This is a genomic window from Pseudorhodoferax soli (assembly GCF_003337555.1).
Taxonomy (GTDB): Bacteria; Pseudomonadota; Gammaproteobacteria; order Burkholderiales; family Burkholderiaceae_C; genus Pseudorhodoferax; species Pseudorhodoferax soli.
In genome coordinates, this window is sequence record NZ_QPJK01000004.1 from 285,077 (window position 1) to 299,912 (window position 14,836).

The 14,836-nt window shown below is 70.0% G+C and carries 14 protein-coding genes; 9 read left to right on the forward strand and 5 right to left on the reverse strand.

Features of this window, described 5'->3' with window-relative positions:
- Positions 1 to 9 precede the first annotated feature (9 nt).
- From DES41_RS38425 to DES41_RS16065, 5 genes are all read right to left on the reverse strand, one after another.
- A complete protein-coding gene (locus DES41_RS38425) occupies positions 10 to 237 on the reverse strand; it encodes a hypothetical protein (RefSeq protein WP_114468668.1) in 228 nt (75 codons plus the stop codon).
- Between the two features lie 27 nt (positions 238 to 264).
- The gene (gene boxA / locus DES41_RS16050) at positions 265 to 1,530 is read right to left on the reverse strand and encodes a benzoyl-CoA 2,3-epoxidase subunit BoxA (RefSeq protein WP_114468669.1); all 1,266 of its coding nucleotides are present in this window, start codon (positions 1,528 to 1,530) and stop codon (positions 265 to 267) included.
- A gap of 4 nt (positions 1,531 to 1,534) precedes the next feature.
- Positions 1,535 to 2,962: a benzoyl-CoA 2,3-epoxidase subunit BoxB gene (boxB, locus tag DES41_RS16055; protein WP_114468670.1), complete on the reverse strand. Its 1,428-nt coding sequence runs from the start codon at positions 2,960 to 2,962 to the stop codon at positions 1,535 to 1,537.
- Positions 2,963 to 2,977: 15 nt separating this feature from the next.
- Complete coding sequence (gene boxC, locus DES41_RS16060; protein WP_114468671.1) at positions 2,978 to 4,654, reverse strand: 2,3-epoxybenzoyl-CoA dihydrolase; 1,677 nt, start codon at positions 4,652 to 4,654, stop codon at positions 2,978 to 2,980.
- Between the two features lie 149 nt (positions 4,655 to 4,803).
- The gene (locus tag DES41_RS16065; protein WP_114468672.1) at positions 4,804 to 5,718 is read right to left on the reverse strand and encodes a helix-turn-helix transcriptional regulator; all 915 of its coding nucleotides are present in this window, start codon (positions 5,716 to 5,718) and stop codon (positions 4,804 to 4,806) included.
- Positions 5,719 to 5,881: 163 nt separating this feature from the next.
- Between DES41_RS16065 and DES41_RS16070 the strand changes: the two genes are divergently transcribed.
- From DES41_RS16070 to DES41_RS16110, 9 genes are all read left to right on the forward strand, one after another.
- Positions 5,882 to 6,355, forward strand: a complete 474-nt coding sequence (locus DES41_RS16070) for a 4-hydroxylaminobenzoate lyase (RefSeq protein WP_114468673.1) — start codon at positions 5,882 to 5,884, stop codon at positions 6,353 to 6,355.
- Positions 6,356 to 6,360: 5 nt separating this feature from the next.
- Complete coding sequence (locus tag DES41_RS16075; protein WP_114469008.1) at positions 6,361 to 7,908, forward strand: 3,4-dehydroadipyl-CoA semialdehyde dehydrogenase; 1,548 nt, start codon at positions 6,361 to 6,363, stop codon at positions 7,906 to 7,908.
- A gap of 25 nt (positions 7,909 to 7,933) precedes the next feature.
- Complete coding sequence (locus tag DES41_RS16080) at positions 7,934 to 9,493, forward strand: benzoate-CoA ligase family protein (protein WP_114468674.1); 1,560 nt, start codon at positions 7,934 to 7,936, stop codon at positions 9,491 to 9,493.
- Positions 9,490 to 10,290: an alpha/beta fold hydrolase gene (locus DES41_RS16085; protein ID WP_114468675.1), complete on the forward strand. Its 801-nt coding sequence runs from the start codon at positions 9,490 to 9,492 to the stop codon at positions 10,288 to 10,290. The genes DES41_RS16080 and DES41_RS16085 overlap by 4 nt, the downstream gene beginning before the upstream one ends.
- On the forward strand, positions 10,287 to 11,459 hold the full coding sequence (locus DES41_RS16090; RefSeq protein ID WP_114468676.1) for an ABC transporter substrate-binding protein: 1,173 nt from the start codon (positions 10,287 to 10,289) through the stop codon (positions 11,457 to 11,459). The genes DES41_RS16085 and DES41_RS16090 overlap by 4 nt, the downstream gene beginning before the upstream one ends.
- Before the next feature lie 64 nt (positions 11,460 to 11,523).
- Positions 11,524 to 12,396 carry a branched-chain amino acid ABC transporter permease gene (locus DES41_RS16095; protein ID WP_114469009.1) on the forward strand — a complete coding sequence of 291 codons (873 nt, stop codon included), beginning with the start codon at positions 11,524 to 11,526 and terminating at the stop codon, positions 12,394 to 12,396.
- A 17-nt stretch (positions 12,397 to 12,413) separates the two neighbouring features.
- Positions 12,414 to 13,385: a branched-chain amino acid ABC transporter permease gene (locus DES41_RS16100; protein ID WP_211332992.1), complete on the forward strand. Its 972-nt coding sequence runs from the start codon at positions 12,414 to 12,416 to the stop codon at positions 13,383 to 13,385.
- A complete protein-coding gene (locus DES41_RS16105; protein WP_114468678.1) occupies positions 13,382 to 14,134 on the forward strand; it encodes an ABC transporter ATP-binding protein in 753 nt (250 codons plus the stop codon). Before DES41_RS16100 ends, DES41_RS16105 begins: the two co-directional genes overlap by 4 nt.
- Positions 14,131 to 14,832, forward strand: coding sequence for an ABC transporter ATP-binding protein (locus tag DES41_RS16110; protein ID WP_114468679.1), 702 nt, complete (start codon positions 14,131 to 14,133; stop codon positions 14,830 to 14,832). The genes DES41_RS16105 and DES41_RS16110 overlap by 4 nt, the downstream gene beginning before the upstream one ends.
- Positions 14,833 to 14,836: the final 4 nt, after the last annotated feature.

The following is a 14,836-nucleotide window of genomic DNA, read 5'->3' on the forward strand; positions in this document are numbered from 1 at the left end:
CGGATGGCGTCAGCCGCGCTGCCACCAGCTCCGCCGTACCTGCCGCTCTGCGAGGGGGCGCAGGTCCAGGTCCGTGTTGTCGCGCAGCCCGGGGACCCCCAGGCGCCTGCGCTGTTCGACTTCCAGCAGATGCGCCTGGCCGCGCGCTTCCTTGGAGCCCCGCAGGGCTTCTGTTCGCCACATGGCTGCCATGTCCTGCAGCTCTGCGTCGCTTAGTTCACTCACCATGGGCGCCATTGTGCCGCCCCGGTGAACCCTGCCTTGTCAGTAGGTCTCCAGGTGCAGCCGCCCCTCGCGCCGCAGCGTCGCGGCGAGGCCTTCCCAGTCCAGCCCCGCGCCCGTGGCGATGTCGCGCAGCGCGAGCACCACGCCCTGCTCCATGCTCTTGAGACCGCAGACATAGAAATGGCTGGCACCGTCCTGCAGCAGCGCGGCGAGGTCGGCGGCGCGCTCGCGCATGCCGTCCTGCACGTACTTCCTGGGCTGGCCCGGCGTGCGCGAGAACGCCAGGTGGATGTCGATGAAGTCCTTGGGCAGGCTTTGCAGCGGGCCGAAGTAGGGCAGCTCCTGCTGGGTGCGCGCGCCGAAGAACAGCAGCAGCTTGCCGCCCTCGAACTTGCCGCTGTTGCGCAGGCGGCGCCGCCACTCCGTCATCGCGCGCATCGGCGCACTGCCGGTGCCGGTGCAGACCATCACGAGGTGCGACTTGGGATGGTTGGGCATCAGGAAGCTGCTGCCGAAGGGGCCGACCACCTGCACCTGCTCGCCCACCTTGAGGTCGCAGACGTAGTTGGAGCAGATGCCGCGCACCGGGTTGCCCTGGTGGTCCTGGGTCACGCGCTTCACCGTGAGCGACAGGTTGTTGTAGCCCGGCCGCTCGCCGTTGCGCGGGCTCGCCACCGAGTACTGGCGTGGCTGGTGCGGCCGGCCCAGTGCGTCCTGGCCCGGCGGCACGATGCCGATGGACTGGCCCTCCAGCACCGGGAAGGGCATGGTGCCGAAGTCCAGCACCACGTGGTGGGTTTCGCTGTCGAAGCCGGCCTCGGTGCAGTTGAAGTTGCCGACCACGGTGGCCGTGGTCGGCTTCTTCGCGCCGTAGAGGTTGGTGTAGGCGTGCGCTGCCGACCAGGGCGGGATGCTGGCGCCGTACTGCGCGCTGTGGAAGGGCACGGTGCCCGGCTCGGGCGTGGCCTGCGCGGGCGGCGGCGCTTGCGCCAGCACCTCGCTCACACCGGCGGCGGCCAGTTGCTCGGGCGTGAGGGCGGGGGGCAGCTCGTCCCAGGTCAGCTGCTCCTCGACGGAGTAGGCACGCACGCGCGGCATGCTGCGCCAGTTGTCGATCGAACCCGTGGGGCACGGCGAGATGCACGCCATGCAGCCATTGCAGACGTCGGCCTTGACCACGTAGTTGCGATCGTCGTGCGTGATCGCGCCGACCGGGCAGGTGGCCTCGCAGGTGTTGCAGCGGATGCAGATCTCGGGGTCGATCAGGTGCTGCTGGATGACGGCAGCTTCCACGGCCATGTCCATGGCCTCACCCGAAGCGCACGTAGTCGAAATCGACGGGCTGGCGGTTGATGCCCATCACCGGCGGCGCGATCCAGCCGGCGAACTTGCCCGGGTCGACCACGCGGCCCATCAGCGAGGCGACGAAGGCGAAGTCCTCGGGCGTGGGCAGCCAATCGGCCTTCTTGGCACTCCATTCGACCTCGTTGACCACGCGGCCATCGGGCGACATCTTGATGCCGGCCAGCGCACCGATCTGGCGGTTGAAGGCCTTGTGCGGCACCGTGAGGCGCGTCGGGATGCCGGCCTTCTCGAGCACCTTGTTCCAGCGGTTGACGCCGGCCACCGAGTCCTTGATGAAGTCGTCGCGCAGCACCTCGTTCAAGGCGTTCAGCATCGGCACTTCCTTCTCCTGCAGCTGGCCGTTGACGACTTCCAGCACCTTGTAGGTCTGACCCTTGAGCTGGTGGTCGTCGTCACGCTTGCCTTCCTCGTAGCGGCCCTTGAGGCCCGAGCTGTAGAAGATGGCGGCGTTGCTCGACTGGTCGGCGCCGAACAGGTCGATGGTCACGCTGTAGTGGAAGTTCAGGTAGCGCTGGATGGTGCCGAGGTCGATGGCGCCGGCCGCGCGCACCCTGGCCGCGTCGTCGGTCTTGAGCTCGTTCATGACGGCGGCCGTGCGCGACAGCACGCGCGAGACGCCGCTCTCGCCCACGAACATGTGGTGCGCCTCCTCGGTCAGCATGAATTTGGTGGTGCGGGCCAGCGGGTCGAACGCGCTCTCGGCCAGCGCGGAAAGCTGGAACTTGCCGTCGCGGTCGGTGAAGTAGGTGAACATGAAGAAGGCCAGCCAGTCCGGCGTCTTCTCGTTGAACGCGCCCAGGATGCGCGGGTTGTCCTGGTCGCCCGAGGTGCGCTGCAGGAGGGCCTCGGCCTCCTCGCGGCCGTCGCGGCCGAAGTGCTTGTGCAGCAGGTAGACCATGGCCCACAGGTGGCGGCCCTCTTCCACGTTGATCTGGAACAGGTTGCGCAGGTCGTACATGGAGGGTGCCGTCAGCCCCAGGTGGCGCTGCTGCTCGACAGAAGCCGGCTCGGTGTCGCCCTGCGTGACGATGATGCGGCGCAGGTTGGCGCGGTGCTCGCCGGGCACGTCCTGCCAGGCCTTCTCCCCCTTGTGGTCACCGAAGTGGACCTGTCGGTTCGCGTCGCCGGGATTCAGGAAGATGCCCCAGCGGTAGTCGCGCATCTTCACGTGGCCGAACTGGGCCCAGCCCTGCGGGTCCACGCTGACGGCGGTGCGCAGGTACACGTCGAAATTGGTCGAGCCTTCGGGGCCCACATCGTCCCACCAGTGGATGAAGTTGGGCTGCCAGCCCTCGAGCGCGCGCTGCAGCGTGCGGTCTTCGCCCAGGTTGACGTTGTTGGGAATCTTTTGGCTGTAGTCGATCGTGGACATGGGGTCTCCTTGAACTCAGACGCGGTTGAAATCGAAGGCGGTCTTCTCGCCCTTGCCGTAGAGCTTCAGCGCACCCTTTTCGCCGACGGCGTTGGGGCGCTGGAAGATCCAGTTCTGCCAGGCCGAGAGGCGGCCGAACACGCGCGTGACCATGTTCTCCTTGCTGGCGAAGCGCAGGTTGGCCTCCAGGCCGGTCAGCGCGTCGGGCGACATGGCGGCGCGCTCTTCCAGCGCGATGCGGATTTCGTCGCCCCAGTCGATGTCGTCGGGCGCGGCGGTGACCAGGCCCAGCGCCAGCGCGGCATCGGCATCCAGCGGCTTGCCGGCGGCGGCGCGTGCGGCCTCCAGCGGGGCGCTCTCTTCGTAGAAGCGGCGCTGCAAGCGGCTCTGGTCGGTGACCAGCGGCAGCAGGCCGAAATTGAACTCGTCCAAGGTGATCCTGGGTGCCTTCTCAAGCTCGTCGGGCAGCGCGAGCATGTAGGCGCGGTCGGCCGCGAAGGCCAGTTCGGCCAGCATGCCGGCGAAGCAGGAGCCGGACTCGATGAGCGCGAACAGCGTGCGCGAGGACACGTCCAGCCGCGCGAAGGTGCGGCGCAGCAGGCCCAGGGTCTGGCGCACGAGCCAGTGCGCCTGGTGGGCGACGATGGCGGCATCGGCGGCCAGCACGGCGGCGGCGTCGCCCTCGGTCTTGAGCAGCCAGGTGCCGATGTCCAGTTCGTTGGTGCGCAGGTTGAGGATGGCATCGTCGAGCTGGCGGCCCATGGCCAGCGGCCACCAGGCGGCTCCGGCAGCTTCGATGCCGGCGATGTCCGTGGGCTGCGCGCCGGTGGGCGCCTTGACGGTCAGCGTGGCCGTGCGGCGGGCGCGGTCGATGGCGACCTGCACGTGCTCGTAGGCGATGCCGTCGGCCGTGTCCTCGCGCTCGATGCGCGGCAGCACGATGCCCTTGGGCGCGGTCGAGCGGCCGCCGGCAGTCCCCAGCTTCGCTGCACGCTCCTGGACGACGGCGCCGAACTGGGCCGGCTTGGCCACGGCGTCCACCAGCCGCCAGTCCACGGCGCGCTGGCCGCGCACGCCTTCCACGCTGGTGCAGAAGATGTCGGCCAGGTCGTGGCGCACCTTGCGCTTGTCGGTCACGCGCGTCAGGCCGCCCGTGCCGGGTAGCACGCCCAGCAGTGGCACCTCGGGCAGCGAGACCGAGGACGAGCGGTCGTCCACCAGCACGATCTCGTCGCAGGCCAGCGCCAGTTCATAGCCGCCGCCCGCGCAGGCGCCGTTCACGGCGGCCAGGAACTTCAGGCCCTCGTGCCTGGAGGAGTCCTCGATGCCGTTGCGCGTCTCGTTGGTGAACTTGCAGAAGTTCACCTTCCAGGCGTGGCTGGACAGGCCCAGCATGAAGATGTTGGCGCCCGAGCAGAAGATGCGGTCCTTGCCGCTGGTCACGATGACGGCCTGCACGGCGGGGTGCTCGAAGCGCAGCCGGTTCAGCGCATCGTGCAGTTCGATGTCCACCCCCAGGTCGTAGCTGTTGAGCTTGAGCTTGTAGCCGGGGCGGATGCCGCCCTCCTCCGCGATGTCCAGCGACAGCCGGGCGATGGCGCCATCGGCGGCCAGCGACCAGTGGCGGTACTGGCTCGGCTCGGTGCGGTAGTCCACGCGCGGCGCGGAAGTCGTGGGGGCGGTGTCGGCCATGCTGTCTCCTCTGGGGAAGAAAATGCAAAATACTGCATCTATCGAAAATCGGTAGATGCATCATTATGCATGTCAGTGCATGCGTCAAGCCCCGCGCATGTTTTTTTGTGCAAGCAGATGGCGGAGCCCGAGGGACCCGCCGCGACCCGTCAGTGCAACGCAGCCTCGACGCGCGTGCGCAGCAGTTCGAAGGCGTCCTGCAGGCTCTTGCCGCCCGTGTCCACGCGCAGGTCGGCCTTGGAATAGAAGGCCGCCCGCCCGTCGAGGATGCGGCGCAGGTCTTCCATCGCCTCCTTGCTGGCGGCCATGGGCCGCAAGTCGCCCTGCGCCGCCACGCGGCCCATGTGCTCCTCGGGCGAGGCCTGCAACCACACCGTGGTGCAGTGCGCCAGCAGCTCGTTGAAGGTGGCGGGGTCGGAGACGATGCCGCCCGGCGTGGCGATCACGACCTCGCTGTAGATCTGCACGGCTTCCTCGAGCGCGCGGCGCTCGTAGCGGCGGTAGGCGTTGGTGCCGTACAGGTCGTGGATCTCGCGCACGCTGCAACCAGCGAACTTCTCGATCTCGCGGCTCAGCTCGATGAAGGGGAGGTCCAGCGCGTCGGCCAGCATGCGGCCCAGCGTGGACTTGCCGGCGCCGCGCAGGCCGATCAGCGCGATGCGGCGCCCGCGCCCGGGGTCGGTGGCGCCGGTGCCCAGCAGCTCGCCGACCGCCATCCGCACGCGGCGCAGGTCGGCCTCGCTGCGGTTCTCCAGCAACTCGCGGATCAGCAGCCACTCGGGCGAACTGGTGGTGACATCGCCCACCAACTCGGCCAGCGAGCACTGCAGCGCCCCGGCCACCTGCTGCAGCACGAGGATGGAGGCATTGCCGATGCCGTACTCCAGGTTCGCTAGGTGGCGCTCGGACACCTCGGCCGCCTGCGCCACGGCCTTGCGCGTGAGCCCGCGCCGCGCCCGCAGGCTGCGCACCCGGTCACCCAATGCCGCCAGCAACGCGTCGCGCGGCTGGTCCGCCTCTGCCGGCGCCTCGGCCTGCGCCGCGCGCCCCTCCCGCTTGTTCATGGCCTGCGCCCTTTCCTGACTCGCATTGTCGTTCCTAGGGTAAACACCCAACGTGCACTATATTGCTTGACACCCTCCGCCTCGGGTCCTATCGTGCGCCACAAGCACGATATTGCATGTCGCCGGCGCAGCGCAAGCCCGCCGCGCAAGACAAGGAACCACGATGGACCACAAGCAGGATTTCCACCGGCAACTGGCCGGCCTGACCGCAGAGATCGCCGGCCGGCCGCTGGATGCCGCGCTCGACGGCTGGCTCAACGCCACCCATGCGCCGGGCAGCGCCGGCTACGAGGCGCTCAAGGCCGGCTGCCTCGCCGGCATCGCCGAGGGCTGGCTCTGCGAGCGCGAGGGCGGCGGCATCCGCTACGGCCGCGTGTTCAAGGCCGAGGACGCGCTGCACGGCTTCTCGGTCGACGTGGTGGACATGCAGGACATCGCCGGCCCGCACCACACCCATCCGCAGGGTGAGATCGACCTGATCCTGCCGCTGGACGACGGCGCCGCCACCTTCGACGGCCGCCCGGCCGGCTGGTGCGTCTACCCGCCCGGCAGCGCCCACCGCCCAACCGTGGCCCAGGGCCGCGCGCTGGTGCTCTACCTGCTGCCCGAAGGGCAGATCCAGTTCACGAAAGCCTGATGGCCATGACCGCACTGCTCCCCAACTTCGTCTGCGGCCGCTGGCAAACCGGCACCGGTGCCGGCAGCACGCTGCTGGACCCCGTGCTCGGCACTGCGCTCGTGCGCGTGGACGCCACGGGCCTGGACCTGCAGGACACCTTCGACTTCGCGCGGCGCCAGGGCAGCGCGGCCCTGCAGGCACTCACCTACCGCGAACGCGCCGCGCTGCTGGCCCAGGTCTGCCAGCTGCTGCAAACCCACCGCGCTGCCTACGACGCGATCGCCACCGCCAACTGCGGCACCGTGAAGAACGACTCGGCCGTGGACATCGATGGCGCGCTGTTCACGCTGGGTCAGTACGCCAAATGGGGTGCCGCCCTGGGCGACGCCCGCGCGCTGCGCGACGGCGAGCCCGTGCGCCTGGCCAAGGAGGCGTTCCTGGCCCAGCACGTGCAGGTGCCGCGGCCAGGCCTGGCCCTGTTCATCAACGCCTTCAACTTCCCGGCCTGGGGCCTGTGGGAGAAGGCCGCGCCCGCCCTGCTGTCCGGCATGGCGGTGGTGGTGAAGCCGGCCACCGCCACGGCCTGGCTCACGCAGCGCATGGTGCAGGACGTGGTCGACGCCGGCATCCTGCCCGCGGGTGCGCTGTCCATCGTCTGCGGCAGCTCGGCCGGCCTGCTGGATGCGCTGGAGTCCTTCGACGTGGTTTCGTTCACGGGCTCGGCCGAGACGGCCGCCGTGGTCCGCAGCCACCCGGCCCTGGCCCGCCATGCGGTGCGCGCCAACATCGAGGCCGACAGCCTGAACAGCGCGCTGGCGCTGCCCGACGCCACGCCCGGCACGCCGGCCTTCGACCTGCTGGTGCGCGAGGTGGTGCGCGAGATGACCGTCAAGTCGGGCCAGAAGTGCACGGCGATCCGGCGCATCCTGGTGCCCGAGGCGGTCTACGGCGCGGCGGCGGAGGCCATCGCCGCCAAGCTGGCCAAGGTCAGCACCGGCAACCCGCGCAACGAGAGCGTGCGCATGGGCGCGCTGGTGAGCCGCACGCAGTTCGACGCGGTGCAGCAGGGCGTGGCGCAGCTCGCCCAGGCCGCCGGGATCCTGCACGACGGGCGGACCCAGCCGCTGGTGGACGCCGACCCGGCCGTGGCGGCCTGCGTCGCGCCCGTGCTGCTGGGCACGCGCGATGCCGATGGCGCGCAGGCCGTGCACGACACGGAGGTGTTCGGCCCGGTCGCCACGCTGTTGGCCTACCGCGATGTGCCGCACGCGCTGGCGCTGGCCCGGCGCGGCCAGGGTTCGCTGGTGGCCTCGCTCTATGGCGACGACGCGGCGCTGCTGGGCGCCAGCGCGCTGGCCCTGGCCGCCAGCCACGGCCGCGTGCACGTGGTCACGCCCGACGTGGCGCAGGCGCACACGGGCCACGGCAACGTGATGCCGCAGTCGCTGCACGGCGGCCCGGGCCGCGCCGGCGGCGGCGCCGAGCTCGGCGGCCTGCGCGCACTGGACTTCTACCACCAGCGCAGCGCGGTGCAGGCCAGCCCGCCCGTGCTGGCCGCGCTCGGCCTCTGAGCATCCCGAACAGACGGAGACACCCATGCCCACGCCCCCCGACGGCCCCTTCAACTTCGCCGAGCACCTGTTCGCGCTGCACCGCCGCCGCGGCGACCGGCTGGCCTACATCGACGACCGCGGCCCGCTGAGCTACGGCCAGCTGGAGCAGCGCGCGCGCCGTCTGGCCGCCGCGCTGCTGGCGGCCGGCCTGCGCCGTGAAGAGCGCGTGCTGCTGCTGATGCTGGACACGCACGACTGGCCCGTGAGCTTCCTCGGGTGCCTGTACGCCGGCGTGGTGCCGGTGGCCGTCAACACGCTGCTGACGCCGGCGGACTACGCCTACATGCTGGAGCACAGCCGCGCCCAGGCCGCGCTGGTCTCCGGTGCGCTGCTGCCCGCCCTGCAATCCGGCATGGAGACGGCCAGCCACGAACTGCACACCACCATCGTCTCGCAGCCGGTGGCGCCGCTGCGGGCTGGCGCGCTGGAGTTCGAGGCGGCGCTGGCCGCCGTGCAGCCCGCCCCCGCGCCCGCACCGACGACGGGCGACGAGCCCGGCTTCTGGCTCTACTCCTCGGGTTCCACCGGCCGGCCCAAGGGCACGGTGCACACGCAGCGCAACCTGTGGTGGACCACCGAGCTCTACGGCAAGGGCGTGCTGGCGCTGACCGACAAGGATGTGTGCTTTTCCGCCGCCAAGCTGTACTTCGCCTACGGCCTGGGCAATGCGCTGAGCTTCCCGCTGTCGGTCGGCGCCTGCGTGGTGCTGATGGCCGAACGGCCCACGCCCGACGCGGTGTTCAAGCGCTGGACCGAACTGCAGTGCAGGCCCACCGTGTTCTTCGGCGCGCCCACGGGCTTCGCCGGCATGCTGGCCTCGCCCCGCCTGCCGCAGCGCGCGGACGTGGCGCTGCGCATGTGCTCCTCGGCCGGCGAGGCGCTGCCGGCCGAGATCGCCGAGCGCTTCAAGGCGCGCTTCGGCGTGGACATCGTCGACGGCATCGGCTCCACCGAGATGCTGCACGTGTTCCTCTCCAACCGGCCCGACGACGTGCGCTACGGCACCACCGGCAAGCCGGTGCCGGGCTACGACATCGAACTGCGTGGCGAGGACGGCGCGCCGGTGGCCATTGGTGAGGTCGGCGACCTGTACATCCGCGGCCCCAGCGCCGCGCTGATGTACTGGGGCAACCGCGACAAGACGCGCGAGACCTTCCAGGGCGGCTGGACCAAGAGCGGCGACAAGTACGTGCGCGACGGCGATGGCTACTACACCTATTCGGGCCGCAGCGACGACATGCTCAAGGTCAGCGGCATCTACGTCTCGCCGTTCGAGGTCGAGAGCACGCTGATGCAGCATCCCAGCGTGCTGGAGGCCGCCGTGATCGGCACGCCGGACGCCGACGGCCTCACGCGCACCAAGGCCTTCGTGGTGCTCAAGGACGGCCAGCAGGCCGACGAAGAGCAGCTCAAGGCCTTCGTCAAGGAACGCCTGGCACCCTACAAGTACCCGCGCCAGATCGCCTTCATCGCCGAGTTGCCGAAGACGGCCACGGGCAAGATCCAGCGCTTCCGGCTGCGCGAGCAGGAAGCCAGGCTGTGAGCGACAGCGTCGCCATCGACTGGCGCGACCGCCGCGTCGAGATCGAATACGCCTGGCTGCCAGCGCGGCACGCGGAGCAGGCCAAGGCGCCGCTGCTGGTGTTCCTGCACGAAGGCCTGGGCTCGCTGTCGATGTGGAAGGACTTCCCCGAGCGCCTGTGCGACGCCGCGGGCGCGCGCGGCCTGGTGTTCTCGCGCCCCGGCTATGGCCGCTCCACGCCGCGCGCCGAGGGCGAAACCTGGGGCCTGGACTTCATGCACCGCCAGGCCGAGGAAGTGCTGCCCGCGCTGCTCGACGCGCTCGACGTGGCGCAGCCGGCCTGGCTCGTCGGCCACAGCGACGGCGGCTCCATCGCGCTGCTGCACGCCGCCGGCCACCCGGCGCGCGTGGCCGGCCTGGTGCTGCTGGCGCCGCACATCTTCGTCGAGGACATCACGCTGGCCAACATCCGCCGCGCGCGCGAGGACTACGAACACGGCAGCCTGCGCGCCGGCCTGGCGCGCCACCACGCCGACCCCGACTCGGCCTTCTGGGGCTGGAACCGCATCTGGCTGCACCCGCCCTTCGCGCGCTGGAACATCACCGACGCGCTGGCCGCCATCCGCTGCCCGGTGCTGGCCATCCAGGGCCTGGACGATGCCTACGGCACGCTGGCCCAGATCCGCGGCATCGCCGAAGGCGTGCCCGGCACCGAACTGCTCGAGCTGCCGCAGTGCGGCCATTCCCCGCACCGCGACCAGAGCGCGCAGGTGATCGCCGCGACGAACGCATTCATTCACCACCGGAGACAACGATGACCTCACACCTGACCCGCCGCGCCACCCTGGCGCTGGCCGCCTTCGCCCTCGCGGGCAGCGCCCATGCGCAAAGCGGCGAGAAGCTCAAGGTCGGCCTGATGCTGCCCTACAGCGGCACCTACACCGCGCTGGGCGTGGCCATCGAGAACGGCTTCAAGCTCTACGTGGACGAGCAGGGCGGCAAGCTCGCGGGCCGTGAGATCGAGTACTTCAAGGTCGACGACGAGTCCGATCCGGCCAAGGCCACCGAGAACGTCAACAAGCTCATCAAGCGCGACAAGGTCGACGTGATCGTGGGCACCGTGCATTCGGGCGTGGCCATGGCCATGGCGCGCGCCGCGAAGGAGAGCAACACCCTGCTGATCGTGCCCAACGCAGGGTCGGACGCCGTGACCGGCCCGATGTGCGCGCCCAACATCTTCCGCAGTTCGTTCTCCAACTGGCAGTCCTCCTACGGCATGGGCGTGGTGGCGGCCAGGCAGGAGAAGAAGAAGACCGCGATGACCATCACCTGGAAGTACGCGGCGGGCGAAGAGATGACCAACGCCTTCAAGGAAGGCTTCGAGAAGGAAGGCGGCAAGGTCACCAAGCAGGTCACGCTGCCGTTTCCCAACGTGGAATTCCAGGCGCTGCTGACCGAGATCGCCGCGGCCAAGCCCGATGCGGTGTTCGCCTTCTTCGCGGGCGGCGGCGCCGTGAAGTTCGTCAAGGACTACGCGGCCGCGGGCCTGAACAAGACCGTGCCGCTGTACGGCTCGGGCTTCCTGACCGATGGCACGCTGGAGGCCCAGGGCGATGCCGCGCAGGGCATCCTGACCACGCTGCACTATGCCGACGACCTGGCCGTGCCCAAGGACAAGGCCTTCCGCACCGCCTATGCCAAGGCCTTCAAGCTCCAGCCCGACGTGTACGGCGTGCAGGGCTACGACGCCGCGCAGATCCTGCGCGTGGGCCTGGACGCCGTGAAGGGCGACGTGGGCAAGAAGCCCGAATTCGCCGCCGCCGTGGAGAAGGCCAGGTTCGACAGCCCGCGCGGCACGTTCACGATGTCCAAGTCGCACAACCCGGTGCAGGACATCTACCTGCGCAAGGTCGACGGCAAGGAGAACAAGGTCGTGGGCGTCGCGTCCAAGGCGCTGTCCGACCCCGCCCGCGGCTGCAAGAACTGAGCAGCGCTTCGTGCAGGGCGCCGCGCGCGCCATGCCTGTCTTCGTCTCGCCGGGGGTGACCGCCGTGGACCTTGCCACCTTTCTCGTGCAGTGCCTGAATGCCGTGCAATATGGGCTGCTGCTGTTCCTGCTGGCGTCGGGGCTCACGCTGATCTTCGGGATCATGGGCGTGATCAACCTGGCGCACGGCAGCTTCTACATGCTCGGCGCCTACATGGCGTTCGCGCTGTCGCCGCTGTTCGGCAACAACTTCCTCTTGATGCTGCTGGCCGGCATGGTGCTGGCGGCCCTCTTCGGCTACGTGCTGGAGTGGGTGTTCTTCAGCTACCTCTACCAGCGCGAACACCTGCAGCAGGTGCTCATGACCTACGGCCTGATCCTGGTGTTCGAGGAGCTGCGCGCCATGCTGGTGGGCAACGACGTGCACGGCGTGCCGGTGCCCGACTGGCTGGCCGGCAGCTTCGGCCTGGGCGGCATCATGCAGTACCCCTGGTACCGGCTGTTTGCCTCGGGCGCCTGCATCGTGCTGGCACTCGCGCTGTACGCGGTGGTCAACCGCACGCGGCTCGGCATGATGGTGCGCGCCGGCGCGAGCGACCGCGACATGGTGCGCGGCCTGGGCATCGACATCCGGCGCCTGTACCGCACGGTGTTCGCGGCCGGCGTGGCGCTGGCGGCGCTGGCCGGCATGATCGCCGCGCCCATGGCCTCGGTCTATCCCAACATGGGCGCCAGCGTGCTGATCATCTGCTTTGTGGTGGTGGTGATCGGCGGCATCGGCTCGATCACGGGCGCGCTCGTGGCCTCGCTGCTGGTCGGCTTCGTCGACACCTTCGGCAAGGTCTTCTTCGCCGAACTCGCAGGCATCGGCATCTACGTGCTGATGGCCATCGTGCTGGTCTGGCGGCCCGAGGGGCTGATGGGGCGGCGCGCATGAACACGACCACACTTGCCATGCCCACCCCGACCTCCTCGCCTCCCCCGCGCAGCTTCGAAGGCCTGTGGCTGCCGCTGGCCGTGGCCATCGCGCTGGGCATCGCCGGCCCCTTGCTCGGCGGCTACGGGGCCGACCTGCTGGTCAAGGTCATGGTGCTGGCCATCTTCGCGCTGAGCCTGCAGCTGCTGGTCGGTATGACCGGACTGGTGAGCCTGGGCCACGCGGCCTACTACGGCATCGGCGCCTACATCACCGTGCTGGGCTCGGGCGATGGCGGCGGCAACCTGTTCTGGCTGCTGTTCCTGGCGATGGGGGGCGGGGCGCTGTACGCGCTGGCGGTCGGCGCGCTCTCCCTGCGCACGCGCGGCCTGTACTTCATCATGGTCACGCTGGCCTTCGCGCAGATGGCGTACTTCGTGTTCCACGACACGCCGGTCGGCGGCGGCAGCGATGGCATCTACCTCTACGTGCGCCCGGCCGCCGGCCCGCTGGACATGGAGAACCGCACCGTGCTGTTCTACGTGGTGCTGGCCGCGCTGGTGTTCACCTATGGGCTGCTGGCGGTGGTGCGGCGCTCGCGCTTCGGCGCGGCGCTGGCCGGCATCCGCGTGAACGAGCAGCGCATGCGCGCGGCCGGTTTCCCGACCTACGGCTACAAGCTCGCGGCCTTCGTGCTGGCCGGCGCGCTGGCCGCTCTGGCGGGCTTCCTGGTGGCCGCGCGCGACGGCGTTGTCAACCCCGAGATGCTGTCCTGGCACATCTCGGGCGAGGTGCTGCTGATGGTGATCCTGGGCGGCATCGGCCACCTGCGCGGCGCGGTGCTGGGGGCCGTGGTCTTCACGCTGCTCAAGGAGCTGCTGGGCACGCACGCGCTGATCGGCCCGCTGGCCGACCACTGGCAGCTGACGCTGGGGCTGGCCATCATCGGCTTCGTGGCGCTGTTGCCCAAGGGCTTGATCGGCCTGGCGCAAAGGAGGGCCAAGCCATGAGCGCACTGCTGCAGGTCAAAGGCCTCACGCGCCGCTTCGGCGGGCTGGTGGCCGTCAACGCCGTCTCGCTGGACCTGCGCCTGGGCGAGGTGCATGCCGTGATCGGCACCAACGGCGCGGGCAAGTCCACGCTGATCAACATGCTGTCGGGCGAGATCGCGGCCTCCGAGGGGCGAATCACGCTCGATGGCGAGGACATCACGGCCTGGCCGCAGGCGCGCCGCGCGCTGGCGGGCGTGGGCCGCAGCTACCAGCGCACGACGATCTTCCCGGAGTTCACTGTGCACGAGAACTGCCGCCTGGCAGCGCAGGCCGCCACGCCGCGGCCCTGGGCGATCTGGCAGTCGGCGCGCGCCTGCCCCACGAGCGGCAGTGCGGCCGATGCGGCGCTCGAGGCCACCGGCCTCGCGGCCCTGGCCACGCGCACCGCCGGCCAACTGAGCCACGGCGCGAAGCGGCAGCTCGAGGTTGCGATGTGCCTGGCAACGAAGCCGCGCGTGCTGCTGCTCGACGAGCCGCTGGCCGGCATGGGCGCCGAGGAGACCGAGCGCATGCTGGGCCTGCTCGAGCGCCTCAAGCCTCTTCACGCCATCCTGCTCGTGGAGCACGACATGGATGCCGTGTTCCGCATCGCCGAGCGCATCACGGTCATGGTCAACGGCGCAGTCATCGCCACCGGCAACCCGGACGCGATCCGCAACGACCCGCAGGTGCGCAGCGCCTACCTGGGCGAGGAGGAACACGCATGATCCGCTTCGATGGCTTGCACACCTTCTACGGCGACAGCCACATCCTGCACGGCGTCTCGGCCGAGATCCCGGTCGCCACGGCGGTGGGCCTGCTGGGTCGCAACGGCATGGGCAAGACCACGCTGATCCGCACGCTGATGGGCTATGTGCGGCCCGCGCAGGGCCGCGTGCAGTGCGACGGCCGCGAGGTCGCCGGCCTGCCGCCCGAGAAGATGGCACGGCTGGGCATCGGCTACGTGCCGGAGGGCCGCGGCATCTTCCCCAACCTGTCGGTGCGCGAAAACCTGGTCATGGCGGCCCGGCCCGGCATCGACGGCAAGAAGGCCTGGACCTGCGAGCGCGTGCTGGCCACCTTCCCGCGCCTCGCGGAGCGGCTGAACAACGGCGGCAACCAGCTGTCGGGCGGCGAACAGCAGATGCTGTCGATCGGCCGCGCGCTGATGACCAACCCGCGCCTGTTGATCCTCGACGAGGCCACCGAGGGCCTGGCGCCGCTGATCGTGGCCGAGATCTGGCGTGTGATCGCCGGCATCCGCACGAGCGGCATCGCCACGCTGATCGTCGACCGCGACTGGCGCCGCGTGCTCGCGCACACGGACCGCGCGCTGGTCATGGAGAAGGGGCAGATCGTGCTGCACGGCGCCTCCGCGGCGCTGCTGGCCGATCCGCAGGCGCTGGCCGAGCGGCTCGGCGTGTAGGCAT